Raw genomic sequence first — 25935 nt, forward strand, 5'->3', positions numbered from 1 at the left:
CACTCAGCCCCGACCGCCGAGGGTTGTTCCGGGCTGCTGTTTGCTCCGGCTCGCCAGAACTAACCTCCTCGGCTCGGCAGCGCCCTTGTTGGTGCAGAGGAGGGCGCGGCTGAAGCGTCCCGCCGCCCGTCGCCTGGTGGAGGCAGCGGCCCCATCGAACTGGGCAAGATGGTGGGCTTCGTCGGCCGCGCGGATGCGCCGCAGGTGCTCGCCGACCGGCTCACCCGGCGCCTGGCCGACCAGATGCAGCTGCACGGACCGATCAAGGGCCCCGCGGGCTGGCTGATCACCCGGGGGCTTCCGCAGCGGCGACGTGCGGTGCGACGACCAGGTGCTACTCGACTCCGGCCGGGACTGCCCCCGGTGCGAAGAACGGCAAGCCGACCGCCGAGCCCAGCGTCGCGCTGTCGCGGCCACCGTCGACGCCGTGATGCCACATGCCTCCGAGATCGAGCGCCGTGCGGCCACCGAGCAGCAGCTGCACCAAGACGTGACCATCGAAGCCTGGGCCAAGGCACGCCGGTGGGCGGAGATCCGGGCCCGGCAGGCCGAGGCCGTGCAAGCCCGTGCCGAAGCCACGGCGGCGCCGCCCGAGGACACCGTCCCGGCCGTACCGGCGGCCTCCGTCCCGCCGCCCTCGCCCCGCCCGGCCCCTGTCACCCCGGCAGCGGATCCGGAGTGCGCGAACGTCGACGACCAGGAGCTGGTCCTCGAGAACCTGACCCGCGAGCAGGTCCTGGACTCGCGTACCCGCGCTGCGCACGACCACCAGATCGTCCACGACCACATCGCCCGGTACGGCGAGCACTCGGCACAGCGCCTGTTCACACGGGCGTTCGTCGCAACCGTGCAGCGGCTGTCCGGCCTCCGACACCTGGACCTCGGCTACACCCTGTGGGGGCAGGCATGAGCGGCGGCGAGGTGTCCGGTGTCGACCTGGCCCGGGTCGCGCTGCACCAGGCCCGCGAGGCCGCCAAGGCCCGCGGCGAGGGCGGCACCCGCAGGACGAAGCGGCGCCCCCGCGCTGCGGCCGCGCGCCGCGACGGGCGCGAGCCGACCGGGTTCGCCGCCGTACTCGCGGGCCTGATGGCCGAACGGGCCTGGGACATCCCCGCCGCCGGCGGCAGTGTCCTAGACCAGTGGCCAGCCATCACAGCCACCGTCTCCCCGAACCTGGCCGCACACGTCCAAGCGGTCGCCTTCCACACAGGATCAGGACAACTGGACCTGCGACCGGACACGCCCGCGTACGGCACCCAGCTCCGGCTGCTCAACGCCCGCATCGTCGCCGCGGCGAACGACGTGGCCGGTACGCAGGCGGTCCGCAGCATCCGGGTCCTGGCCATCGGCGCCGCGTCCCAGGAGCACAGGGCGGAGTCCGCCCCGGCCGCCCCGGCCACTTCGCAGGCCCGGTGAAGACCAGGGCGATAGCCTCGCCCGGCTCGCACCCGGCGCTCGCCGCGCACCGGTCGGCCACGCCAGCACAGCGGATCGACCCGGGAATCGCGGAGGCCGTGGAGCGGCAGGCGAAGGCGATGCGCGAGCTGTCCCGCCGTGCCTTCCCCGAGCCCGACGTCGTCCTGGACGATGCGCCGGCCCTGATCGAGGCGGCTCGCGCTCAGCGTCGCCGCCCGGCCGCCGCGGCGGAAGCCGCCGCCCTTCGCCGGGCGCGCTGGCCCGCCTCCCTCCGCAGTCCAGGCGGTAGTCCCCTCCAGCCGCGGGGAGCTGTTGCCGAGTGCGCAGGTGTACTCGACGCCGTCGAACCGGTCGACGCCCCGCTCGGCGAAGGGCTGGGCGATCTTCTCCTTGTTCTGTGGCAGGTACGTTGACGCAGAACGCGCCGACTTCGCGGATCAGCGGCCACGTACTCGAGGACCGGGAGACGTTGAAGGAGACCAGCGCCGGGTCCAGGGACAGCGAGGTGAAGGACTGGCAGGTGAGCCCCACTGGCCCGGACCCGGTTGTGGCAGTGATGACAGTGACGCCGGTGGGGAACCTTCCGGCCACGGACCGGAAGATGGTGGAGTTGACCACCGACCTGGTGATCATCACGGAGCCTCACGGGTCAGGGAGCGGGAGCGCAGCACCGGCCAGGCCGCGAAGGAGATCGCGGCCATCACGCCGAAGTAGTTCCAGGTTCCGCCGCCAAGCAGTGCACCGCCGAGGATAGGGCCGGCGAAGAATCCCAGGTAGCGGATTTCCAGAGCCCCGAAGAAGGCTCCTTTCTCCTCGTCCGGCGCGATGCGGTGGGTGATGAGGTCAGCCATCGGCATGAGGATTGCCTCGCCAACGGTCCAGGCGAACACACCGGCCAGCAGCACCCACAGACGCCCCGCTGACACCCCCCAGCAGGCGAAGGACACGGCGAACCCGGTGCATCCCACCGTTGCCTGCGCGGGCATGGACATGCGTCGGGCGAGCCATGCCGCCGGCCACTGGTAGACGAAGCCGAGGACGGCATGCACGGCGAAGACCACCGCGAACAGCGTGGGTGCACTGTCTCCGGCCTCGTCCTTGAGGTAGAGGGGGATCATGGATTCGAATTGGGCGAAGACCAGGGTCACCAGCACGGACGAGAGCAGCACCAGTCGGAACCGCGCGTCGCGCAGGGACCGCGTCCACGCCCAGCGCTCCCTGCGAGCGGCCTCGGACCGGACATCTAGCGCCCTCAACGCGTCCCGCCGGGCATGCACCAGGATCAGGCACAGAACGAACAGGACCGCGGAGACCCCGAACAGGGCGCTGCGGGAGACGTTGTAGGCGGCGGCGCCCAGCAGCGGGCCGAGCGCGGCGCCGACCGACAGGGTCATGAACCGCATCCGGAACACCAGCCCGCCGCCCTCTCCTGCGGCGAGGCTCATGAGCTTCTTCAAAGACGGCCCGACCAGCATCAGCGCGCCGCCCAGGCACACGATCAGAGGCAGCACCACCACCGGCGCAGTGACCACGGCGAGTGCCGCACCCAGCACCGTGTAGAGGGCGAAACCGGCCCTGAGCAGACTCCCGGCTCCGGCCCGGTCGGTGATCACACCTCCGGCGAGAGCGCCCACGGCGCCGACCAGTGCGATGGACCCGGTGAACGCGCCGATCGCGGCCGGCGGCAGAGTGGTGATGTCGGCAAGGTAGAGCGCAAGGAAGGGCATCATGGAGAAGAAGCCCACGGAGTTGATCAGGGAGCAGAGCACAAGGATCCTCACGGTCCTGTCCGCCATGAGCTCCTTGAAGCCTGCCTGCATCTGGGTGGTTTCTGCCATCAGGCGACCTGCTCCGTCTCTTCCCGCATCTGTGCCCACAGCACGTTGCCCGCCTGCGTGAACACCGCAGAGGGTTCGCCTTCTATCTCGTCCAGGCCCTTCTTCAGCAGACCGGCGTTCGTCTGGGTCAGCTCGCCATGGATCTCCAGGCCGGTCTGGGTGTACGCGCGGCGGTGGAAGGCGGTGATTCGGGCGAAGGCATGGACAGCCATGAGCATGCCCCACAGAGGACGCTTGTCCTTGCGGACAGGGGAGTTGAACGTGGCTCCTTCGGCGGCGGTCACCAAGGGGTCGAGTTCGAGGATCAGCATCAGCCGCAGGTGGGAGTTCTCATGCAGCAGGTGCTCGGCGGTGTAGTGGATGGCGTCGAAGGGCTGTGCTGCTTCGGAGAGGAACACCGCGCCCATCAGGGCCGCCTCAGTGAAGGAGGAGTGGAACTGGGAGGCGTAGGGCACGAACAGGCGGGTGTAGGCGCGGATCTCGGAGGCGAGTTCGGGCCACACGTCCTGTATCAGGGCGAAAGCCCGGGAGATGTCGGCGATGTTCTCCTCACTGACGTCCCGTACGGAGAGGTCGCAGCGGGGATAGCCGGGCTGCGGTTCGTGGGAGTTCATCGACGCGAAATGGCGGGCAATCCACGGATCGGTGTTGTCGATTTCGATGTCGGTTCCGGCGATGACCGGCCGTCGCGCGCGCAGCGTGTGCCCCAGGCGGGGCTCGCCATTGCCGAGGATGTAGGAGGTGGGGAGGATCGCGGAGCCGTCACGGATGGCCCCGTCGCCGCGTTCGTCGATCACCAGCCGGTCCACGGCGGTGTCGAAGATCAGATGGTGCCGCTGGCCGGGAAATCGCACCTCGGTGACCGGCTCGGGCAGGACCAGCTCGGTGCCTGCGGCGTTCGATCCGGGGCCGGTGGCGTAGGGGAGCGCGACGAACCGTGCGAAATGCCCGGACCAGGTGCGGACGAAGTCGGAATCCTTGCGCTGAGCCGCGAGCATCAGCTGCCGCCACAGATAGGGGAAGAACGGGTGGGAGAGGATGCGGTGGGTCTGGCTGTCGTCCAGAGCGGCGAACCGCTGCCCCCATAGCGCCAGCTCGGTCTCGGTCTGCTCTCCTCCGAGCTGCCCAAGCCGCTTGATCACTTTCGGGACGGAGGCGCGGAGCTTGGCTACATAGGCATCCAAGACGGGATCGTTGTCCTGAGCGAGGGCCAGCTCGCCGCCGAGGAAGTCGGTGCTGCTCATGGTGGTGTCCTCTTGGTAGGTGGGATGGCGTGGGTCCTACAGTCCACGCCGGCGAAGGAAAGGCTCGATACGCGGCCGATCGAGACCAGTGAGTTCGCGGAACATGGCCATCGCGTCGCGGGATCCGCCTGCGGCGAGCATGGGGCGGAACAGGTCACCGGCTGCGCGGGTGAGGCCGCCGCGCTGCTCCAGTGCCTCGACAAGGTTCGCGGCGACGATCTCCGACCACAGGTAGGCGTAGAAACCAGCGCCGTAGGGCCCGTGGAAGACGTGGTCGAAGTAGCCGGAGCGGTAGCGGGGCGGAATCTCGGTCATCGCGTCCAGGCCCCAGCGGGCAGCACCTTGCGCTTCGATCTGCGCGGCGTCCCAGGCAGATACCTCCCCGTCGGGGAGAGTGTGCCAGGCCCAGTCAACCGCGGCTGCGCCCAGGATCTCCACCAGCATGTGCACGCCGCCGGTGCTGCGCTGCTGGCTGAGATGCTTGATCCACTCCTGGGCGAGGGGCCTTCCGGTGAGGTGGTGCCGGGCGTAGTGACCGAGAAGCTGTTCATGGAAGGCCCAGGTCTCATGGACCTGCGCTGGTGCCTCGGAGAAGTCGCGGGGAACGCCGGGGGCCGAGTGCGCCGGGTACCGGACGTTGGAGAGCAGGGCGTGCAAGGCGTGCCCGAACTCGTGGAAAAGGGTCACGATCTCGGATGCTTCAAGCAGGCAGGGGCGCCCTGGCCCTGGCGGGGCGATGTTGAAGGTGTTCACCACGACCGGCCGGGTCGCGGTGGCGTGTGCCTGGGGGCGGAGTATTCCGGTCCACGCGCCGCCTCGTTTGCCCGCCCGGGTATGCGCATCGACCAGATAGAGGCCGACCGGGTTGGCGTTCTTGTCTGTGACGTCGAAGACGCGGGCTCCGGGATGGTGGGCTGTGATGTCGTGCCGCTCGGTGAATTCCAGCCCGTACAGGATGCGTGCACTGTGGAAGAGGCCGCGGGTAATGACGGAATCCAGTTCGAAGTACACGCGGAGGTCTTCCGCTGCTGGCCCAGAGCCTTCCCTGGGCTCCGCTGCCGCGTGGCGGGACCAGTCCCACGCCCGGATCGGGTGTCCTGCTGTAGCCTCCAGAGCCCGCCGCTCTTGTTGTGCCGCGCGCAGGAGCGGCTTAGCCAGGCGGTGGAACATGGCCTCCACCGCGTCCGGAGTGCCCGCCGTCTGCTCCTCCGTCGCCCACGCCGCGAATGTCGGATAGCCCAGGATGCGGGCTTGGCGGGCTCGCAGCAGCGCTATCCGCCCGGCCCGCTCCTCATTCCCCGCACCGCGGCTGAGCGATTTCTCCAGCAGGAGCCTGCGGGTTTCGCGGTCTTGAAGGTGAGCCAGCGCCGGCTGGCTGGTGGACGAGGCGAGAGGCAACACGTACCAGGACTCGGGTTCCCCTCTCCGGGATGCCTCCTCGGCCGCGGCAGCTATCTGGTCGTCCGGCAGGCCGCGCAGGGCGACATCGCCTTCCACTGCCAGGGCGTGGGCATGCGCGTCCCGGATCAATTCCTGCCGGTAGGCAGCGCACTCACGGGAGAGTTCCCGGTTCACCGCGCCCAGTTCGCGGGCGGCCTCGGCGGGCAGCATGGCCCCGGCCCGCCGCCCACGCCACCACCAGAACTCGGTGAGTGCACGCGCCTGGGGGTCAGTGATCCGGTCACGCTGAGCGTAGACGGCGTCGATGCGGGAGGCCAACCGCTGGTTACGGAGGATCCGGCCCTCGTGGCGGGAGAGGAGAACCGCGATGTCCTGCTCCAACCTGGCCAGCTCCGCACAGCCTCCGGCGGTCACTTGATGGGTGAACCCATCGTGGATGTACTGCACGCGCGCGCCGGAGAGCTCTACCGCCTCGATCGTGTTGGCGAAGTCGGGGGGATCCGCACTGTCCGCGATGGCAATGATGCGGCTCTCGCGGTCGGCGATGACCTTCTCCAGCGCCGGCACATAGTGCCTGGGGAGGATGTCGGCGAACGGCTGGATCCCGTGCTCGCCGGGTTGCTGCAGGAGCGGGTTCGGCCTCAACGGGCTTCCTGCATGCGTGCGGCGAGTTCGTGCACTGCCCACTCCTTCAGCGGGGCGAGCACTTCGGTGGTGCATATGTCCCGCAGCAGAATCAGCGGGGACAGGGCCCGCCGGTCAAGCGCAGCCGACGCCACCAGTGCAGCATAGGCGTGCTCGGCCTCATCCAGTCGAATGGAACAGCGAGCGGCCTGGCAGTGCGCGTAGGAGGCGTACGGCGCGCCCAGGCGTGCTGCGGTGCTGTAGGCGTCGCGGGCCTCAGCCACACGGTTCTCGCCCATGAGGAAGTCAGCCAGACGCACGTGCGCCTTGGGGTCGAGCGGGTCCCACTCGGTCATGCGCCGGTAGAACTGCTCCGCACCGTCGATGTCTCCGCGGGCCTTCGCCGAGCGTCCAGAGGTCTCCAGAACGGGGTGGACATTCTCCAGTGCCAGCAGCCGGGTATCAGCGTCCGCGGCCTCCACGGCTTCCATGGCGTACTTCTCTGAGAGTTCCAACTGCCGCTTGACCTCGGCGTGGTTTCCCTCGAAGAACGGGATGAACGCGACACCGCGCCAGTAGATGGAGGTGTGCAGGGGCTCCATCTCTTTCCCGGCCCGGGCAGCCACCGCATCGGCGGCTTGGAGCCAGTGCCGCATGTCCGCCAGCGCCTTCTCCTTCTCGCCCTTCGCACACAGCACGATCATGTGGGCGGCGGCCCCGTACCGCACGACCGGGTCGAAGTCCTCGCTTCGTGCGATGGTCTCCATCACACTGCGAGCCCGTACGAACGCCGCCGCCGCACTCCTGGCGTCCGGAGCGAGCTGCGCGTCGGCGTTGTGCCGGAAGTAGGCCAGCCGCAGGGCGTCGAGGCTGCTGCCGCCTCCGTCGGCGGGCACGAGGTCGGCGACGGAGTTCCAGAAACCTAGCTTGGCCAGTGCAGTCACCAGGCGGGAGCGGTCGAGGACGGACAAGTCGCCCCAGTTGTCGGCCATGTCGCACAGGTGATTCCAGGGTGCCGACCTCATGGCCTTGGGCAGGTCGCGCGGGTCGTCCGGGTTGGGCTGCGCGGGCTGCTCGGCCTTCAGGGCTTCGCGCAGCAGTCCGAGAGAAGCGATCTGGTAGACCGGGATCGGCAGGCCCTCGGCCAGGCGGCGGCCGACGTCAGCAGTGCACTTGGCGTGCAGGGGGCCGCCGGGGGTCTCCAGGTCAAAGTACGAGGTGAGAAGTTCACGTGAGCGAGGCGTCGGCTCGGGGACGAAGGCGCCCTGCGGTGGCTCTTCCATCGGCCTGTCCAGGTACTGGATGGTCCCCTTGGTTCGCAGAAACTTCTCCACCGGCAACTCCTCTGTCTGATCTTCCTACCCGATGTCAAGCGCGATGGCCGCAAGGGGAGAGTTGACCCCCTTGCGGCCATCGGGAGCCCGCCTATCGCTAGGCGAGCGAGGTCATCTGATCGGAGATCAGACAGCCGGGGCGTAGTAGGACACGCCCGAGACCGTGAGGCCGAACTCCTCGGCCAGCTCGTCGGTCTCGACCTCAACCTCGGTGATCTGCTCGGCGTTCATCTCTGAACCTCCTGAAATGAGAAGTACCCCCGGGGACCCGGAAGTGCCCCGAACGTACGTTTCCCCCCGGGGGAGGCTCAAGTGTCTTCATTTCAACGCCAGTTGAGGAATGTTTGACTCCGGCTGTTACCGAAATGAGAGTTTTTGTTCCAATGGATCACCATTAGGGGATGCGATCAGGTAACGGATCGTCCTGGTTGTGAATCAGAGGGATGTCGGGAGGAGGGGCTGACACAGGCCAATACATCGCGATGAGCCCACGACGACAGAGGAGTGATCTACCCGACACCCACTGCCGACGCGGTAGCGCCCACGCCGAAGTCACGGTGGTACAGCCCGAGGACGACGTCCCGGCCACGCCGGTGGCCCCGGTCGTGCTGCCCGCGCCCCGCTCAGCTGCCGTCACCCCGGCCCCGGAGCCCGCCGGCGTCGACCCGGGGCTGGTCCTCGAGGACCTGACCCGCGAGCAGGTCCTGGACTGGCGTAACCGCGCCGCCGCCGACCACCAGATCGTCCACGACCACATCGCCCGGTACGGCGAGCAGTCGGCACAGCGCCTGTTCACCCGGGTGCTCGTCGCGACCGTGCAGCGCCTGTCCGGCCTCGGGCACCTGGACCTCGGATACACCCCGTGTGGGCAGGCATGAGCGGCGGCAAGGTGTCCGGCGCCGACCTGGCCCGAGTTGCACTGCGTGCAGCGATGGAGTCGGCGCGGAAGAACGGCGGCCGCCAGACGACCAAGCGGCAGCAGCCGCGCCCGGTCCGTACGGTGCGCCGGGACGGGCGCGAGCCGATGGGCCTCGGGGCCGTGATGGACGCGCTGGTCACCGAGCGCGCGTGGGAGCTCCCGGCCGTCGGCGCGACGCTGCGGGAGCGGTGGACGGCCACCGCGCCAGCTCCGAGGAGCCTCTCATTCTGCCCATGAAAGCGATCGAGGTGGATGCCTTCCGCCGCCGGCACGAGAACGACTCCTTCTGGTGCGGACCGCTCCTCGGCGGCTGCGGCGCCCAGCTGACGACGAAGCTCTACACCGACCGCGTCTGCCACTTCGCCCACCATCCTGATCCGGACGGCTGCGGGCATGGCCAGACGTTTCCTTGACCTGAAGCATGATTGAGGTCCTAGTGTGTCACTGACTTGATCATCTGACGGAGGGAAACCCGCCCGTGATCCTCGTGACCGGAGCCACCGGAAACATAGGCAGTGCCCTGCTGAAGGAACTGCACGCACGCGGTGTCGGGCCGCTGAGAGGGCTTACCCGGGATACCGCACGAGCCGTCTTCCCCGAAGGGGTCGAGGCCGTGGAGGGCGACTTCGCGGATCCGGCATCGTTGAAGCCCGCGCTGGAAGGGGTGCGCTCGCTGTTTCTTGTCTCGCGCCTGGGCTCCGACGCCGACATCCTCGAAGCCGCCCGCTCGGCGGGTGTGGAGCATGTCGTCCTGGTGTCCTCCATCACCGTTCACACCCACCCGCACCTCGGCCCCGCCGGCGAGAACCTGGCGGTGGAGAAACTGCTCAAGGCAAGCGGCATGGCCTGGACGATCCTGCGGCCGACACAGTTCGCCTCGAACGCGTTGATGTGGGCGGCCACCATCCGTGGCCACGAGACCGTCCGCGCGCCGTTTGCCGAGACCGCGCTGCCGACCATCCACCCTGCGGACATTGCATCAGTGGCACGAGTGGCACTGACCGAGCCCGGCCATCACGGACGCACGTACGCCTTGACCGGTCCGGAGCCGGTGACCGCCCGGCAACAGGTCGAGGCCATCGGGGCAGCACTGGGCAGGGAGGTGTCCTTCGCCGAAATCAGCCGCTGGCAGGCCCACGTACAGATGGCCGCGGTCTTCGGGGCCGATGCCGCGGACGCGGTGCTCGACGTCACGGGTGGAGACGTGAACGACGAGCTGCTGATGGTGCGCGACACAGTCTCACAGATCACCGGAACGCCGGCCCGCCCGTTTCAGCAGTGGGCTTCGGAGAACGTCGACGCCTTCCGTTGAATCTCACGGGCCTGAGCAGTCACCGCATGGTCGACCTCGCCCCCATCGAGGCAGCCGAGATCATTCAGGTTGCCGATCTACTGTTGCGGCAGGTCGAACGCGCCAAGCGCCGTCAGGCCGCAGTATCTACATGGCCGACGCGGGGCCGAAGACCTGTTCAGGCCCTGGCCCTGCCGCACCCCCACCGGCGGCCAGAAGGGTGGATGAGCCGACGCCCGCGCTGAGCTGAGATGCCGAGCATGCCGGGGCGAAGTTGGCGGGTGCAGCACTTCGGCCGGACGGCGTGACCTTCTGTGAGCCACAATGGTGTTTTCGTAGGTGGCAGCGTTGAGGTGTGGGCCTGTCAGCTGGGAGAGCGGCGTGTCACAGCAGACCGCCCAGCGGCAGGATGCGCTCGGTGAGCCGTCCGCGCAGCCGTCCTTCAGCGGTGCCGGCTTCGGTGAGCCAGTCGGCGGCGATGAGCAGTGCGGCGTGCTCGGCGATCTGGTCGGGTGGCAGGGTGCAGAACGCGGCGGCCGGGTCCAGGTGGAGTCCGTCGTCTTCTGCGCGTCCGAGGTGGCCGGCGGGGCGGGTGTGGGCGGCGGTGTACAGCGCCAGGAGCCGGGTGGCCGAGGTGGCCTTCTTCTTGCGGATCTTCCGGTCGCCCACCACCTTCTGGGCCCAGCCGGAGATCCTGGCGCGGGTGGTCTTGCCGAAGGCGAACGGGCGGGGCTGCCCGGGCAGCAGCGTGGGGACGGTGACGGCGGTGGGGTTTTCGGAGCGGGAGGCCATCAGCTCGGCGACGGTGCCGGGCAGGCGCAGCCAGTCGGCCGCGACCAGCCGCTGAATGACCTGCTCGGCGTCGTCTTGGAGCCAGCCGGTGAGGTCCTGGCCGGTGACGTTCCCGGTGCCGGCTTTCGCGGCCCGCAGGGTGAGCATGAGCACCGCCAGACGCACCTCAGCCTCCGAGTGCGAGGCGTGGGCGGCGACGTAGTCCAGCACGGTGCGGGCGTGCGCGGCCTGGGTGCGGGTCAGCAGCCGTTCCACCACCGGCCCGTCGCCTGCCGTGCCACCGAGGGGCTGGCCGCCGCGGTTGGCGTGCATTTCGCGGGTGGTCTGCGCGGCCGTCTCGGCGCGCTTCGCCTCGTGGCGCAGGGAGCCGTCGCCGCTCACGTCGGCCCACAGGGCGAAGGCGCGGGCCTTGCGCTCGTGGAGCTCAGAGAGGATGGCGAGGTCGGGTTCGGTGCGCTGCTGGTAGGCGCGGAACGCGTCCCCGAGCTCGACGAGCTCCAGGCGCAGGACCTCGGGCTCGAGGTCCTGCGGCACGATCCGCTGGGCGATCTTTCCCCACCGCTTTGCCCGCCGGGGTGCTCCGCCCGGTGTGGCGGGGCGGGCGCGGGGGACCGGCGGCGGTGTGGCGGCCGCGGACGGCGATGCACTGGCGGGGGAGGGGGCGCGGTCGGAGAAGACCGCTGCGACACCCTGCCCCGGCGCGCCGCCTGCCCTCTCCTGCTCCGCGTCCGGCTGTTCCGCCGCCTGGTGCATGCCGGCCGGGGTGGTGCGGGCCGGGGGCGGGGCGGTGTCCAGGACGCGGCAGTCGGCAGTGGCGGCCGCGCAGCGTGCGCACATCTCCGCGATGCGCCACAGCCGTCCGGCACGGTCCGCGTACACGGTCAGGACCACCGAGCCGCCGCACCGGACCGCCGCTGTCGCCAGTTGCGCCCCGGTCCGCGGTCCGGCGGTGGGGTCGGGGGTGTGCCACGCACAGCTGGCGGCGCGGCAGGCGCACCACGCGTCGCCGCGCGGCCCGCCACCCTCGCGGATACGGGCCAGGTGCTCCTTGATGTGTCCGATCGCGGCCCTGCGCCCTGCGGCGGCGCCGCCGGCAAGGCGCTGATCGGCGCAGGCGGGGCGGGAGCAGGAGAGCCTCACCGCGCCGGCGGAAGGCCGACCGTCAGGGTCCAGGCGCACCGTCCACACCCGCCCCGCGACGCGCTCTTCCTGCCATGCGCTGGCCTCCACCGCCATGTGCACACCTCCCACGTTGCTTGCTGCGTTGCCCCGGGCGTCCCCATCATCGGAGATGATCGCCGACCAGCGTCTAGGGGAGCGGTGTTCGGCCCGGCGCGCCGGGTGTTCGTCGCGACCGTGCAGCGGGTGTCCGGCCTCGGGCACCTGGATCTCGGCTACGCCCCGTGGGGGCAGGCATGAGTGGCGGTGAGGTGTCGGGCGTCGACTGGTCCGAGTTGCGTTGCGTGCTCCGCTGAGGTCGATGGCCTGATTCGGACGGCGTCGTCGGCAGTATCTCCAGGGCCGGGCGGGCGGGGTACGGCCCCGTGCGGGCGCGGCAGGCCAGCCCCCAGGCGCGCGGCTCGTCGTTCACCACCTAGGCCACCGGCCTCCCGATGGGCCCGCACCTCCGATTTGCGGCCTTCTTCCGGCCTACCAGATGACACGTGAAGCCGGGGCGTCTTTCAGGAAACTTCTTTTTCTTTCGGGTGCATCGAATTCCCGGATTATCAGCGGAACTGCGAAGTCTCGCGAAATATCCCCGATCGTCACTTAAGAGGGATTCGGTGGCAAGGACACGGCCCCGCTACTGTCCGGATTGGCGCGCGCAGGGCTCAGCAGGGTCTGGACAATCCTCACTCCGAGCCCTGCGCACGCTTCCCTCTAATCGAACACAAGGAGCATTGCCTTGCGGCAATTTCCCTGGCGTCGAAACGCCTCGGTAGCTCGTAACCCGGTGGCGCCTGCATCAGACGCTACCAGCGGCTACGAAACTCGCTTTGCCCCCGCCTGGCGTGGCAAGTGTGCGCGTGCCACCTTCGTGTCCATGCCTGTCCTCGGTGTCATTGCTGATCTCGAAGGTACAGATCGAGGTGCACGTGGCCACGGAGTGGCTGTACGCCGTCACAGTTCTCCTGACGCTCCTGGTCAGCGGCAGGATCCTCAGCCGGGCGTAGGACATGAGGGTGTCTGCCGGGCCCAGGCCCGGCAGACACCCTTCCGCTGGCTACGAAACCCCAGGGATGACGAAATCCCCCGGTCCTGGTGACGTAATCCGGGGGGAAACGCGCCGTGCAGTCGCGACAGAACCCTGGTTGACCCGGAAACTAGGACTACGGATGAGTCTTTGCTGCCAGGTTTGCCGGGCGCCGCTGGCGTCCGGCCCCCAGACCAAGGTCGGACGACCGCAGAAGTACTGCGGTACCTCATGCCGCCAGGCGGCCTATCGCCTGCGCAAAAACCAGAAGCGGTCTCTCTGGAAGGATCAAAAACACGAAACGCCGGGCGCACCGAGGCCGACGCCCGCCGAGGACCCGGCCTCCGGCCGCCCACTCCCCACTACCGCGGACGACATCCTCGGCGAGATCGCCAAGGATGTGGTGGAGGGAGCCCGTCAGCTCCTGCGGTCGGTAAGCGACCGTGAGGCGGAAGCCGCGCTCCGCGGCGCCCTGCAAGTCCGCGCCTGCCTGGACAGTCTCCTTGCCGGCCTGGTGGCTCGCGCCCGCTACGGAGGCCTGACCTGGGGCCGGATCAGCGGCCTGCTGGACATCAGCGAGGACACCGCCCGCCACCGCTACACCGAGACCACCATCCTGCGGCGCCTGCGCCACCACATCCGTCTGGATGCCCGGCAGACACTGGACAGCTTGTTCGGGGCTGGTGAGCTGCCAGAAGATCCGGCCCAGCCACCGCTGCCCCGGCACCACAACACCGGTGCCGCTTACAACCGCTTGGCTCCCGTTCTCTCCATGCTGGCCCGCAGCTCGAAGATGTCCCTGCAGCAGCTCAGCCGGACAGCCGGCTGCTCGCCCTCCTACCTGTCCCGCATCCTCAGCGGGGAGCGCGTGCCAGCCTGGCCGCTGACAGAGCGATTCGCCCTCGCCTGCCAGGCGGATCCCGAAGTCCTGCGCAAACTGTGGGAGACCGAGCAGCTCCGGGATAAAAGCACCGCCACTCCCACCGATACCTCCCTGGCTCTCCTGCCCAGTGACACCCACGAGGTCACGAGCACCGACCTCCTGATGAAGGCACTGCACACCCAGCACGTCAGGGCCGGGCAGCCCACCGACCTCGCGATCGCAGTCGCCTCCCAGTGGCGCCTGCACCCAGAGAAAGTCCGTAACCTGCTGGAAGGCACCAGCCTCCCTGACTGGGACGACCTGCAGACACTCCTGCACGTCCTAGGAGGCAGCATCAAGTACTTCAAGGCCCTCTGGGAAGCCGCCGCGCCCAATACACCCCAGCCCGCCGCTCCGGCCATTCCCCCGGCCTCCGCCACCGCGGTCGCCCCGGACACCGAGGCCTACGACACGGCGGTACCACGACGTCTTCGTCCGCTGCCACCGGAAGACTCCCCGCCCCCAGCGTGGGGCCGGATTCCCGCCGTGCCCGCGGACCCGACCACCCTCGGATGGCACCTCACCGAAGAACAACCGGTGCTCGCCGAGGAAGAACTGCTACTCGTACTCCACGACGCGAAAGAACAGCTCCAGCACATCTGCAACCTGATGGAACCCTCCGCCGACCAACTCCCAGGCAGCCTTCCCCGCCTGCAGCAAGCCCACGTACACGTCAGCCAGCTCGCCTCCCGGGCCAAGGAGCGCACGCTCTACGCCAAAGAAGGCATCAAACTCCTGAACGGAGCTGGCAACTGCCTCTTTCAGATCCGGACAGCCGTCAATAGGCAACGCGTCTTCAGGAAAAGGGAAGAAGTCGACGCCTTCCGGTCCCTGTACGAGCCCTGTATCGACAACCTACGAGATGCACGGGCCCTCGCCGCCCAGCTACTTCCCTCAGAACAGCAATCAGGGACCACCCGCAACCGCCAGCCTAACTCCCCGCATAACCGCCTCCATAGGCTAGGAACCCACGCCCACTCCACACGCCAACCCCACGCCCTCAGAGAGTGGCCAGAACTCTGAAGAGGGCGCGGCGGTCGGGGGCGCGGTGCGACGGGGGGCAGAATCTGCGCGCCGTTCAGCCCGGCGGCGGGCTGACTCGCCGAACAGTCGACGTCCGCGGAGGCAGACCCAGTGCAGCAGGCATTGCTGGACACCGCCAGATACTGGCTGCTATTAACGGCTTGGGCCGCGTTTGGGGCAGGTGGGTGACGTTACCGGTGAGCCGGAGCAGCCTCGGGGCGCGCGTCGGGCCTCCCGTGGGGAGCCGGGAGGTGCGACGCGGCCCCGCCCGGAGGGGGCTGCCCGCAGGCGGGGCCGACCACGGGGGTGCCCTCGCCTGGGGGGAGACGAAAGATCACGCTGCCCGCGAGCGATCTGGATGGCACCGGATTCAGCCACGCGATAGACATGTGATCGCGCAGGAGTGCTCGTACCCGTCAGCGAGGCGGAGTGGGATTTGCTAGCCCCGGCGCAGCATTGCCCTGCGCCGGGGCCTGTTTTGCATGTTCGTCAGGTTGTACCTAGTACAGCAACCACAGCGAGGCCTGGTCGCGCGGAACCGTCTTCAGCGGCTGTGCCGGTCCATCGGTCTTCAAGCATCCGCCGTTGACGGCGCAGATGAAGAAGGCACGGTTGCTGAACTGGCTCCGCTCGAAGGTCCAGCGCTGGTTGTCCGCACCGTTGGAACCGCTGACGTGCCAAAGGTTGACCGAGTGGTTGCCGAGATCGGTGTCCAGGACCTGGCCCCCGCGCTGCGGGTCCTTCTCGATAAGGTACTGGCCGTTGCCCTTGTCCCAGAGAACCCACTGCTGGTTCTGATTCCCCTGGACGTAGTCGGAAGAAAAGACAGGGCTGCCGTTCGCGGTGTTACCTCCCCACTGGTCGGCGGCCTCCCGCATGCCGAAGGCGTAGACGAAGCGCACGGTCTTGCCGTGGCCGGGCTGCCCGTCGGCGTTGCCGCCGTTGTTGCCGCCGCCGTTGGTGACCCCGGTCGGGAGATCCCGGCTGGTCATAGTGGGAATGAGCGTGGCCGGCGGGTCCTCGTCGCAGTTGTACGCCTTGTACCTGATCTCACCTGCGTCGACACTGTCTTCCAGATGAACAGACGTACTGACATTGCGTTTGCTCACGCCGCCGACAGGGTACTTCAGCTGGACCTCGTAGTAACCACCCGTCTCCATGTACTGGGCACCGACATGATAGACAGCGAGCTTCATATGCTTGCTGATGCTCAGAGGAATGGATCCGCCATAGGTGTGCGATTGGGTCCACTTGTGCCCATAGGACGACTCAAGTTTGAAAGAAACCTTCGCGAAGAGGCTCGCCAGGGCTCCTGTCTCCGCTGTCAGACCGCTGGTGACGGAGACGCTGTCCTCCCCCGTACGCGAATCGGACCACGTATATGTCGGAGTCTGCGGCAACGGGGTGTTAGGGTCACAGGTATTGCCGACGAACACCCGGGTGGCCGGGTACGAGCCGGACTGGTGGGACGTGTCGACGAACTTGCAGTCAGCGGTATTGCTGTTGTTGCCCGGATAGTATCCCTGGGCGCAGGCCCTGAGCCATTCCTTGTCGTCGATACTCCTAGGCCAGTCGGCGTTCCACTTCTGGGCGTTAGAGCCGTTGCACCAGAATGCCTGAAGCTCCTTCCCCTCCTCGAACTTTGAGTCCGGAACATCCACGCACACTCGTTCGGAATCATAGTCGTCGATGGCGGTTCCCTTGGAATTGTGGTACCACCATCGCTGCGATTTCCTGATGTGACTCGTTTCGCAGGGCTCGACTACGAGAGGTTGTTGACTGGCCACCGATCCGCCCTTGATGCCCAGGCACTGCTTCGTGGCCTTGTTGATGATCTGGAAGGTGCCACCGTTCCAATACCAGATCTGCGCATCGGTTTTGTTGCAGGTCCGCAGCTGAACCTTGGGGTCCTGGAAGTCAGCAACGGTCATACACATGTCAGGCGCACTATCAGATGTGAAGCTCAGCCATGACGAATCGGCATCGGCATGGGCTGAAGGAGCTACGAGCGCGATGAGTCCGAACGACATGCAGAGCGCGAGCAGCGCGCTCAGATGCCTCCGGAAGAGACTGCTTTGGTTCATGGTTCTCCGCAGAAATTCGTACAAGATGCAAGTTGCGATGGAGGGCGACCGGGTTTGTGCGGCTGTGCGCTCGATCGCCGAGGACGAGGGCGTCGCCTCGGCCGACATCGGCTCCCCACCCTGCCGTGGCAATCACACAGCCTTGGGACTCGTCGGCGCGAGGAACGCCGACACAGCAGTGATGGCACGGGCCGCAGAGGTAACGATGGCAACGGCGATGTGCCTGAGCACGAGGCCTCCGTGGTCTCGGTCGGGTGGATCGCCGGTAGTACAGCACCCGGCGATTGATAAACGATCAACGCCGCAACCCCAGCTCGCCCCTGAGCGTCCCAGCGGCGTGATCACCTCGACCACCAATCCGAAGCGCCGGCGGCAGGTCCCGGCCATGGGTGGCAGTCCCGGGGGGCTCGGTATCGGGCGGGTCCTGCCAGCAGGGGAGGCAACGGTGGCCGTGACCGAGCTCTACATCGCGGGCGAAATCAAGTCCCGCCTACCGGAGAAGGCCCGCCAGGAGGTGGCGTTCAACCTGCACAAGCGGGATTGCCAGACCTGCGGGAAACCGCTCGGCAGCCAGCCCCCCGCCCTCGCCATTGACGACTGCGGCCCGTTCCTGAGCGCCACCCTCCACCCCCACAGCTGCCGCCCCTCAGGCTGATACCCGCTCCGCTCGATCGTGGCCGGCGCGCACCTGTCGTGGACCAGCCGCTTCTCACCTTGCCCATGGGCGATGACGGCGCTCATGGCCCGCGCGCCACGTTCACTGTCTGCCCGCACCTGGAAGGCGTGCACCGGGACCAGGACGGCGGCGACGGCTGGAGCGTGAACACCGAGCGGCGCTGGCCAGCCCGCGGATTCCGCCCGATGAGCCGCGAGCTGATCGTCGACAAGTGGGTAGCCAGCCATCGCAGGCTGCCGTCTCCCCGAACCTGGCCGCGCACGTCCAGGCGGTTGTCTCCGAGGCAGCCGTGAATCCCGATCGACTGCTCCGAACTAGCACTGCTACCGCAGCAGACGCAGTGTCGATGAACAAGTTGGCCGTGCTGTATGCAACAGATGGGCCGCGCCTGGCGTCCCGCCGAACTAGCATGCGTCCGGCGGCGTTTGAGATCGCTACTGTGCTCACTGGAGGAGGCTCTGCCGTGCTGCTCGCACAAGGCATCGAATGGGGCACCATCCCCACATGGATCAGTGCCGTACTCAGTGGTGGATCAGTGCTGATGGCACTCCACATCATCCGTCGCGACCGCAAGAAGGATGAGCGAGCGGATGCCATGAAGGTGCTCTGCTGGAACAGCGACAAGACCGAGGTAGTGAACGGATCCGACCGGGCCATTCGCCATGTCCGAGTCATGGCCGAGTTGAAGGAATACAAGGGTAAGCGGGGACCATTCCGCCACCGGACAGTTGCAGAGACATTGCGCCCTGGCGAAGAGGCATCGATTGCCCGAAACTGGGGCGACAACTTTTTCCCCGAGCCGGTGGCAGTAGTTTTCCTGGACTCAGACGGCAAGGAATGGGCGCGAGACCTTCGCACCGCACGGCTCTATGTATGTTCGCCCCGCCGCAGCTTCAACAAGTGGCTCGAGTTCCGCGTCTACTCCGAGAAACGGGAAAGGCTCCTGCGCCAGTTTACTGAAAGACGCATCACATAGTTGCGGTCCACCTAATCAGTTGCTCTTCACTCATTCCCGGAAGGACGGAACCTTAGACTTTCGGGGGCTCAAGCCTTTGCCGTCAGCGCGGCGGCAGCTTGACGAAAAGCCGCTTACCCGGCCCGCTCACACGGGGCTTGGCGTCGGGTGGGAGACCCCAAGCGCGTAGCCGCTCGCAGCCGTACATGGTAAGGCCCTCCCAGGTCCGAATCCTCTGGCCCTGTTTCTGGTTCTTCTTCTTTTCCTGGTGCGGCTCACGGCCACGTTGGTACTCCCCACTCCCGGCCGGGCGCGAAATTGCTCATGGTTGCCACGCTTAACGAGCTGGCGGCAACATCAGCACGTGAGGCGCAACAAACGGATGAGAGGTTCTAGCTGCCGGACAGCTCGCGCATTTGTTCCGCACGGAATGCCACGGTCGCCTTCTCCTGGCGTTGGTCCACGAGATCAGCGAATCGGGAGACTGCGGCGCGCTCGGTGGGCGTGAGATCGTCCATTGTCGCCTCGATGGCGGCGCGCACGCCGTTGCCTGCCTCGTGGGCAGAACGGAACTCGACCTCGACGGTCCCAACTGTCTCGAGGTACCCGAGTTCGACGAGGCGCTGGACAGATTCGTGGGTCTCGGTCTTTGGCATTCTGAGTTCAGAGATCAGCCAGTCCAGAGGGCCGTACGGGGCACAGATGTCTAGCAGCCAGCGGCAGCGCAGATATACGCCAAGGTCGGTCGCAGACAGCCGGGGGTCGGTGATGGGGTCATGGGCGACGACGAGTGTGTACGGCCCGGCGCCATCAGTGCGGAGTCTCACTGGTTCTGGGATGGGCATGCGTGGTTCTCCTCGGCGCGATACTCCTGGAAGCCTAGGGTTCGGCGTGATGGCGGCTGAGTAGCACGCGCCGAACAAGCAACGAAGAGCTGTTCGCAGCGCTTCCTCGATGGAAGCGGCACGTGCTCAGCGCAGCCGCCAGGTCGCGGCCACCAAGGCTGCCGCCCCTCGCGCCAGGCACGTGCCCACCCCGCAGCTACCGCACCGCATGATCACGTCGGTGAGCCGGGGCTGGCCCGCCTTCGGGAACGTCCTGCTCAGGCGAGACAAGGGCTTGGTGGTGGACTCCCCAATTGGGGAGTCCACCACCAAGCCCTTGTCCGTAGCGGAGCTGGCGGCCTTGGGGCGCGCGTCGGGCGCAACGGGGAGGGCCTGGTCGCGGGCGGCGGGCATGCGGGCTGGCACGGTGCGTCACCGCCTGCCGTGGCGGTTGCGCGATGAACTGGCCAGTCAGGGTGCCTCGCTGTCCTCGGCGTCCGCCTCTGGCAAGCCCAGCAACAGAGTCGTGAGGCTGCCGAGGAGCCATTCTCCGGTGGTCGGGGCTCGGGGAATGGTCAGGGGGTGCACCAGCAGGGCAGTAGCGGCGAGGATGGCCAGTGCGGCTTCCCGGTCACCGATCGCCGGGGCAAGCCGGTCGTACATGCGGCGCAGGTGCGTGGCTCCGCGGGCGACGAGGCGGCCCTCGAACTGCAGGGGTGAATGGTTGTCGTGTGGCAGTGCTTCAAAGCGGGCGAGCGCGGCCGGGACGTCCGCGGGGTTCCAGCTGTCGGGGTAGGCGGTGAGCCAGTTGATGATGTCCTGCAGGTCATCGTCGTCGGTCATGGGGGAGTGCTGGCCTGTGCCTGTGCCGGCCGCAGCAGCGGGGGCGGGCAGGGCTCCTTGTATCTGGGGCAGGCTGGTCTCGACGGGGTTGCTGTCGAGGATGGCGTAGAAGAGTGTGCGGGTCATGGCGGCCGGGCCCTGGCCGTGGACCTCAGCGAAGGCCTTGATTCCCATCTGGGGGTCGGCGATCGCCCGCTGGGCGAGGGATTCGAACTGGTTGACCGCGTGGGTGGTCATGTGGGTGCGCGGGGCGCGCGGATTCTTCTGCGCGGCCTCGGCGGCGGTCCGGGTTGCCCGCCACACGAGGTTGTAGATCTCTCCCAGGCAGCGGTGCTCGGCGACCTTGTAGGCCGCTTCTTCCAGACGGGCCGAGTGGTTGTCGGGGACGGCGGGCAGGTGAAGGTCCTCGAGCCGGTTGGAGAAGTACCGCACGGCCTCCTCCGCGATGAGCTCGTGTGCGACGGCAAGAAGATCGCCCTGGCGGGCTGCGGTCATTCCAGCTGGGTCGAGGGCGTCGGTAAGCCCGGCGTCAAGCTGTTCCACCGCCTTTTCCGCGCTGGTGCCGTAGGGGGCGAAGAACCGCGCCAGGGTGGGGTAGAAGCTTCCGGTGAGCTGGGGTGCGTCGACCGTGTCCGGTCCGTTCTCAGTCTCTTGAACGGCCTCGTCGAAGGTGGCCGGCTCCCAGACGAACGCGGTGACGGGAGTGGACGGGTGGATCTTCACCAAGTCTGCTCTGACGAGCTCTCCAAGCAGCGAGGCGGCCTTGTCCAGGCTGGGGTGCCAGGGATCTGGCCAGGCCTGGATCTCCGGGATGGGGGCGGGGGAGGGCGCGTACCGCAGCAGTGCCAGGGCAGCGACCATCTGCCGCACGGAGGCTCCGGGCAGGGCATCGCCATCACTGGGAAAACAGGCAGCGTACCTGCTGTCGACGGCCTCCCGCTGAGCCTGCCGCCATCGCTCCCGAGCCCCCTGCCGCGCCTGGTGCGCCTCCGCCTCAGCCTTGGCCGCATCCCTTTTGGCCTTACGGGCCGGATCGGCAACGAGCCGCGCAGCGATCAGCAAGGACTCGGTGCATTCCACACACGCCATCGTCTGGCCATCCACGGCCTGCTGAAGAGCCGTGCGGGATGTCAGGCTGAGCGGATAGGCGCATTCCGGGCAAAGCTGGCCGGGAAGAAAGGCCCGCACACCGGCCGCGGCCACTGCGTGCTTTTGATGCCCCCAGCCCGCGGTGTCGATGTCCTTGACCTTCTCGCACCACACCGGGCAGCCGTCCGCGAAGCCGGCCAGAGCCCAGTACCGCTCGCCGATCGCCACCAGCTCAGGATCCGCACCATCGATCGCGTTGACGATAGGTGTCAGCGCGGAGGAGTCATCGACAGCTGGCTCAGGCCCGGAAAGATCGGTCATGACGCTACTTTAGGCGGCTGACATCACCTGTCCCCGAGCACTGCCAAGTCCCCGAGGGGTAAGAATGACATTCGTACATATTGATCAGAAACTGATGGGGTTCTCGTCCAGGACGTAGCGGACGTGCGGGCCGCCGAAGTAGCCGCGGACGATGTGTGGCTGGCGTTGGCGTCTGTGGAAGAAGCGGCGTGTCTCGGCGGCGAGTTCGGCCTGGTCGCGGGCCCGGTGCTGCTTGGGCAGGCTGTGCTTGAGGTCCGCGTTGACCAACTCGTCGGGGTTCAGCTCGGGTGCGTAGGGCGGCAGGAAATGCAGCTCGACGTCGTCGGGGTGGGCGGCGAGCCAGTCGCGGACCTTCTTGGACCGGTGGGCGGAGTGCCCGTCGACGACGAGGTGGACCTTGTGGTCGAAGTGGCCGGCGAGCCGGTCCAGGAAACGGCACATCACCTCGGCGGTGAAGCTCTCGGTGAAGACCATGAAGTGCATCCGGCCCTTGGTGCTGATCGCCGACATCGCGTTCACCGAGAACCGGTTCCCGCTCCGCCGCACGACGGGTGTCCTGCCCTTCTCGCCCCAGGTGCAGCCGGTGACCTGGTCGGAGCGGATGCCGACCTGGTCGGCGAACAGAATCTCGCCGCCGTCCCTCTTCGCCTTCGCCCGGATCGTCGGCCAGGTCTCCTCGTGCCAGCGGCGCACGGCCTCCGGGTGCTGCTCGACGGCCCGCTTGTCCGGACGCTGGAAGGACAGCCCCCAACGCCTCAGGTACTTGCCCACCCCCGGTTCGGTCAGCTGTACCCGGTACAGCTTCGCGATCAGGTCACCGATCAGCCGCCGCGTCCACAACTGCCCGGAAAGTCCCACGTCACAGGGCCGGTGGTCGAGGGCGGCCTGCCGCACCGCGGCCTGCTCGGCCTCCCCGAGCACCTGGTGCACCCCGACCGGCTTGCCCCGCGGCCGCATGGCCAGCGCCTCCCGGCCGCCGGCCTGCCACTTCGCCCACCAATTGTCGACCGCCTTCAGCGACACCCCGAAGACCGCTGCCACGTCCTCACGGTCCCGCCCCGCCACCAACGCAGCCACCGCCCGCAGTCGCAGGGCCTCCTGCGCCGACGGCGACAAATGCCGCGCGTCCCCCACCAGATCGCTCACACCCCACCAACGACCCAAAACCCAAACCGTTTCAGATCAATATCACCTGGTTTCCGCGCGCCGGGCGATCACCAAAGCGCGCCAGCGGTCGCGGGTGGCTGCTTCCCCGTCGACCCACCGCACCGGGGAGCTGGTTTCGGCCGGGAGGTCGCCTATGAAGGCGGCGATGTCGGCGTAGTAGGCGTAGTCACCGCCTCGGGTCAGTTCCCTGAGCCGGCTGGTCACGGAGGCCAGGGCCTGGTGCGATCCTCGGACGGCGTGGTGGAAGGCGAGGGCGAGCTCGAGGGTTGCCTGGAGCGCTGCGGTGAGGCCGGCGACGTCTATCTCGGTGCGCAGGATGTGGGCGCGGTCCTCAATGTCGTCGGTGCCGGCGTCGCGGATGAGGGCGGCGATCTGGGTGGTGAGGGTGGTGGCGCGTAGGTCGAGGCCGTTGAGTAGTTGCTGGGCGAGGAGGAGTTCGTCGTCGGCCCGGGTGGGGTCGGCGAAGGCGGTGACGAGGGCCAGGTGGGCCTGGGTGGTTGCCTGTTCACCGGCGACGCCGTGTTGTTCGGCTTCGGATCGTGCTGCCGTGTATGCGGCGACTGCTTGGTTGATGTTGCCGTGGGGCCACCAGATGTCGCCCATGACGCGGTGGTGCCGGCCTTCCCAGCCGAGTGTCCGGGCGGTTTCCCGTGCGAGGGGGAAGTCGCCGGCCATGCGGGCGAGGTGGGCCAGGCCGCGGCGTGCGGCAGGAGCGAGGCGGCCGCCGCTGTCGGCGACGCGTTGCATGCCGCGGCGGGAATCGTCGCTGCGGCCTAGGTCACGGCATGCTTTGGCGAGGTAGTAGGTGGCCATCTCGCTCAGGTCGTTGGGGAGCAGGCCGGTGTCGATGACGGCAGCGAGGCGGTCGGTGGTGCGTTCGCGGTGTTCGTGCTGACGGCGGGCCAGAGTACTGAGCAGCTCAACCAGGGTGTCGGCGGCCGTCTGCCCTTGGTCGGTGGCGGGCTCGTCCGGGGCGGGCGGGGCGAGGGGTTCCCAGACGGAATCGCCGACGTAGGCCCAGGCTGCCTCGGTGAGCCAGCCGAGGCCGAGGTGGTGGTCGCGGGCGAGGCGCAGGCCTTGGCGCAGGCAGCTGACCAGCAGGGTCCGGCTGGGGGCGAGGGCGTGGGTCCACTGTTCGCCGAGGGCGGCGAGGGCGCGCTCGGCTGCCTGGTGCCAGTCGCTTTCGGTCCAGCGGTCGTCGGTGTTGTCGTCGGCGGTGCGGATGGTGGTCCGGATGGCGCCGTGGAGGTGGAAGAGCCACACGGCGTAGGGATTCTCGTCGACGAAGGGCCGCTCGGTCAGGCGCTGGGCTCCCACCTGGTGGGTCAGGCCGGCGGTCCGGGTGGCCAGGGTCAGGTCGAAGGCGTCGAGCAGTGCGACGGAGCGCAGCACGTGCCGTTCCTCGGCGGTCAGGTCCGACAGAGTGCGGGCGATCAGGGCCGGGAAGGCGTGATCGAAGTCTGGGGCGGTGGGGGTGCGGCCGGTGCGCCGGATCTCCAGGAAGCGCGAGATGGCCAGGTCCAGGTGGAGGGGCAGGCCGTGCGAACGGGCGGTGATGACGGCCCGGATGTCCTCGCCGATGAGGGGCTGGCCGTCGCGGGAGAGGCGGCGGGCGAGGTAGTCGTCGCAGTCCTCGGGAGAGAAGTCCCCGACCAGGATCTGCCGGCTGCCGCCGGTGGCTGGTGCCGTGTGTGCGGGCGGGGCTTCACGGGTGGCGAGACCGGGCCAGGCTGCGGGTCCGGTGAAGTCGAGCTGGCCCTGCAGGCCTTCATCGGCCCACTGCAGCCGGCTGCGCCCGCTGATGACGAAGAAGGCGCCCGGCATCAGCCACACCACACGCTGCAGCAGCCGCTCGAAATCGCGGCGAGTGCGGTCGCCGATGTCCTCGAACGTATCGAAAAGGATCACCGGCACGACCCGCTTCTTCACAGGGAGCCGGGCGAGCTCCCAGGAGAGCAGGTGCGGGTAGTAACTGAGCGCGTCAAGATCGGGCTCAGCTTCCAGAAGGTCAGCGAGACGGGCGCATCCGGCGAGCGCCCGCACAGTCTGCCGCCGCTCCCGCAACGCCCGCACCAGGGCACCAGTGACCTGACCGACCGCCGACCCCACCATGCCGGGCAGCTCCAGGGCACCGACGACCTCACCGACCGCGGCCTGCATCTGCCGCGGCAACAGCTCCGCGAACTTCCCCCGCAGCCCGCTGCGCCGGACGTACTCCTCCAGCGGCTCGCCGGGGTGGTTGTGCTCCCAGTACCGGCGCAGGGCGAGGTCGAAGGCGGGCAGGGGGCGTCCTACGGCTCCGGCGAGGGCGAGCCGGATGGTGAGCACGATGCGTTCGACGTCGGTGCCGGCGGCGCGGGAGAGGTCGATGCGCACGGGCAGGATCCGCTCGCCTGCCCAGGTGGGCGCGCCCCACTGGGCAGGCCGGTGCTCGGCGGAGGTGAGGGCCATCTCGAGCTTGCGGGAGAGTGTGGTCTTGCCGATGCCGCCGACGCCGTGGAAGACGAGGAGATTGTTGCGAGGGATCTCAAGGTCTTCGGCATCGAACGCCGGGTTGGCGATGTGCCGCAGGTGCTCCTGGAGTGCGGCTGTGACCAGCTCCCATTGCCGTTGCCGGTTCGTGAATGCCTCGCTCGCATCGAAGCGGTCGTTCGAGCTGAACAGTGCGCGAAGGTCCCGGCCCACGCCATCCTCCCCAGAAATGATCACCTGGGCGTCAACCTATGTCCTCTCAACTGCCCCGGGCAGTGCCCTGGGGGCAGAGCCGTGCGGTCGGCCTGTTCTCGGCCACATGGCTAGCTGGGCTCGCTCCCGGTGGCGAAGGCCGGACGCTGGCCGAGGTCACGCAGCACCACCCAGTGCGCCTGCGGGTGCCGGGCGGGTACGAAGCGTTCCGGGGTAGGAACGGGCCCCCAGGGGGCACGTACTGGAGTCTCGGCAGCAGGCATGCATGACCTGTCAGAACTGGCTGGACGACA

At 68.1% G+C, this 25935-nt stretch carries 21 protein-coding genes and 1 pseudogene; 10 read left to right on the forward strand and 12 right to left on the reverse strand.

Features of this window, described 5'->3' with window-relative positions; all coding sequences use genetic code 11:
* Window positions 1-3: 3 nt before the first annotated feature.
* Window positions 4-255 (reverse strand): hypothetical protein, encoded by a 252-nt coding sequence (locus NQU55_RS20195; RefSeq protein WP_168091508.1) that lies wholly within the window; start codon window positions 253-255, stop codon window positions 4-6.
* 172 nt (window positions 256-427) lie between these two features.
* Between NQU55_RS20195 and NQU55_RS20200 the strand changes: the two genes are divergently transcribed.
* Genes NQU55_RS20200 through NQU55_RS20210 form a run of 3 tightly spaced genes read left to right on the forward strand, consistent with a single transcriptional unit; the run spans window position 428 to window position 1829 of the window.
* Window positions 428-910, forward strand: a complete 483-nt coding sequence (locus tag NQU55_RS20200) for a hypothetical protein (RefSeq protein WP_168091507.1) — start codon at window positions 428-430, stop codon at window positions 908-910.
* Window positions 907-1416 carry a DciA family protein gene (locus NQU55_RS20205; RefSeq protein WP_240976156.1) on the forward strand — a complete coding sequence of 170 codons (510 nt, stop codon included), beginning with the start codon at window positions 907-909 and terminating at the stop codon, window positions 1414-1416. Before NQU55_RS20200 ends, NQU55_RS20205 begins: the two co-directional genes overlap by 4 nt.
* A complete protein-coding gene (locus tag NQU55_RS20210) occupies window positions 1413-1829 on the forward strand; it encodes a hypothetical protein (RefSeq protein WP_240976155.1) in 417 nt (138 codons plus the stop codon). Before NQU55_RS20205 ends, NQU55_RS20210 begins: the two co-directional genes overlap by 4 nt.
* A gap of 31 nt (window positions 1830-1860) precedes the next feature.
* Here the strand turns inward: NQU55_RS20210 and NQU55_RS37140 are convergent.
* The 5 genes and pseudogenes from NQU55_RS37140 to NQU55_RS36870 form a co-directional block, all read right to left on the reverse strand.
* Window positions 1861-2049: pseudogene (locus NQU55_RS37140) on the reverse strand (flavin reductase family protein); the annotation flags it as partial.
* The gene (locus NQU55_RS36860; RefSeq protein ID WP_372504754.1) at window positions 2049-3254 is read right to left on the reverse strand and encodes an MFS transporter; all 1206 of its coding nucleotides are present in this window, start codon (window positions 3252-3254) and stop codon (window positions 2049-2051) included. The pseudogene NQU55_RS37140 and the gene NQU55_RS36860, both read right to left, overlap by 1 nt.
* Window positions 3254-4498: an aKG-HExxH-type peptide beta-hydroxylase gene (locus NQU55_RS36865; protein ID WP_256790927.1), complete on the reverse strand. Its 1245-nt coding sequence runs from the start codon at window positions 4496-4498 to the stop codon at window positions 3254-3256. The genes NQU55_RS36860 and NQU55_RS36865 overlap by 1 nt, the downstream gene beginning before the upstream one ends.
* Before the next feature lie 36 nt (window positions 4499-4534).
* Entirely contained in the window at window positions 4535-6544 is a 2010-nt protein-coding gene (locus NQU55_RS20225) for a M3 family metallopeptidase (protein ID WP_256790928.1), read from the reverse strand.
* Window positions 6541-7857 carry a tetratricopeptide repeat protein gene (locus tag NQU55_RS36870; protein WP_168093241.1) on the reverse strand — a complete coding sequence of 439 codons (1317 nt, stop codon included), beginning with the start codon at window positions 7855-7857 and terminating at the stop codon, window positions 6541-6543. Before NQU55_RS36870 ends, NQU55_RS20225 begins: the two co-directional genes overlap by 4 nt.
* Before the next feature lie 557 nt (window positions 7858-8414).
* Here NQU55_RS36870 and NQU55_RS20235 point away from each other — a divergent pair.
* The 4 genes from NQU55_RS20235 (at window position 8415) to NQU55_RS20250 (ending at window position 10088) form a co-directional block, all read left to right on the forward strand.
* On the forward strand, window positions 8415-8735 hold the full coding sequence (locus NQU55_RS20235; RefSeq protein ID WP_206329387.1) for a hypothetical protein: 321 nt from the start codon (window positions 8415-8417) through the stop codon (window positions 8733-8735).
* Window positions 8732-9013: a DciA family protein gene (locus NQU55_RS20240; protein ID WP_240976401.1), complete on the forward strand. Its 282-nt coding sequence runs from the start codon at window positions 8732-8734 to the stop codon at window positions 9011-9013. Before NQU55_RS20235 ends, NQU55_RS20240 begins: the two co-directional genes overlap by 4 nt.
* Window positions 9010-9189, forward strand: a complete 180-nt coding sequence (locus NQU55_RS20245) for a hypothetical protein (protein ID WP_168093239.1) — start codon at window positions 9010-9012, stop codon at window positions 9187-9189. The genes NQU55_RS20240 and NQU55_RS20245 overlap by 4 nt, the downstream gene beginning before the upstream one ends.
* Window positions 9190-9254: 65 nt before the next feature.
* A complete protein-coding gene (locus tag NQU55_RS20250) occupies window positions 9255-10088 on the forward strand; it encodes an SDR family oxidoreductase (RefSeq protein ID WP_168093242.1) in 834 nt (277 codons plus the stop codon).
* Window positions 10089-10451: 363 nt separating this feature from the next.
* Here NQU55_RS20250 and NQU55_RS20255 read toward each other — a convergent pair whose 3' ends face one another.
* The gene (locus NQU55_RS20255; protein ID WP_168093243.1) at window positions 10452-12095 is read right to left on the reverse strand and encodes a hypothetical protein; all 1644 of its coding nucleotides are present in this window, start codon (window positions 12093-12095) and stop codon (window positions 10452-10454) included.
* A gap of 1100 nt (window positions 12096-13195) precedes the next feature.
* Here NQU55_RS20255 and NQU55_RS20260 point away from each other — a divergent pair.
* Window positions 13196-14998 carry a helix-turn-helix domain-containing protein gene (locus tag NQU55_RS20260; RefSeq protein WP_168093244.1) on the forward strand — a complete coding sequence of 601 codons (1803 nt, stop codon included), beginning with the start codon at window positions 13196-13198 and terminating at the stop codon, window positions 14996-14998.
* A gap of 500 nt (window positions 14999-15498) precedes the next feature.
* Here NQU55_RS20260 and NQU55_RS20265 read toward each other — a convergent pair whose 3' ends face one another.
* Complete coding sequence (locus tag NQU55_RS20265) at window positions 15499-17082, reverse strand: RICIN domain-containing protein (protein ID WP_168093245.1); 1584 nt, start codon at window positions 17080-17082, stop codon at window positions 15499-15501.
* Window positions 17083-17533: 451 nt separating this feature from the next.
* Here NQU55_RS20265 and NQU55_RS20270 point away from each other — a divergent pair, with 451 nt between their 5' ends.
* Window positions 17534-17737 carry a hypothetical protein gene (locus NQU55_RS20270; RefSeq protein ID WP_206329388.1) on the forward strand — a complete coding sequence of 68 codons (204 nt, stop codon included), beginning with the start codon at window positions 17534-17536 and terminating at the stop codon, window positions 17735-17737.
* 484 nt (window positions 17738-18221) lie between these two features.
* Complete coding sequence (locus tag NQU55_RS20275) at window positions 18222-18734, forward strand: hypothetical protein (protein ID WP_168093247.1); 513 nt, start codon at window positions 18222-18224, stop codon at window positions 18732-18734.
* 371 nt (window positions 18735-19105) lie between these two features.
* Here NQU55_RS20275 and NQU55_RS20280 read toward each other — a convergent pair whose 3' ends face one another.
* The 4 genes from NQU55_RS20280 to NQU55_RS20295 form a co-directional block, all read right to left on the reverse strand.
* On the reverse strand, window positions 19106-19558 hold the full coding sequence (locus NQU55_RS20280; RefSeq protein ID WP_168093248.1) for a hypothetical protein: 453 nt from the start codon (window positions 19556-19558) through the stop codon (window positions 19106-19108).
* Between the two features lie 450 nt (window positions 19559-20008).
* Window positions 20009-21790: a hypothetical protein gene (locus NQU55_RS20285; RefSeq protein WP_256790929.1), complete on the reverse strand. Its 1782-nt coding sequence runs from the start codon at window positions 21788-21790 to the stop codon at window positions 20009-20011.
* Between the two features lie 84 nt (window positions 21791-21874).
* Complete coding sequence (locus NQU55_RS20290; protein ID WP_443744703.1) at window positions 21875-22936, reverse strand: IS630 family transposase; 1062 nt, start codon at window positions 22934-22936, stop codon at window positions 21875-21877.
* Between the two features lie 42 nt (window positions 22937-22978).
* Window positions 22979-25642 (reverse strand): ATP/GTP-binding protein, encoded by a 2664-nt coding sequence (locus NQU55_RS20295; RefSeq protein WP_168095923.1) that lies wholly within the window; start codon window positions 25640-25642, stop codon window positions 22979-22981.
* Window positions 25643-25935: the final 293 nt, after the last annotated feature.

This window comes from Streptomyces telluris (assembly GCF_024519335.1).
In the GTDB taxonomy this organism is placed as follows: Bacteria; Actinomycetota; Actinomycetes; order Streptomycetales; family Streptomycetaceae; genus Streptomyces; species Streptomyces telluris.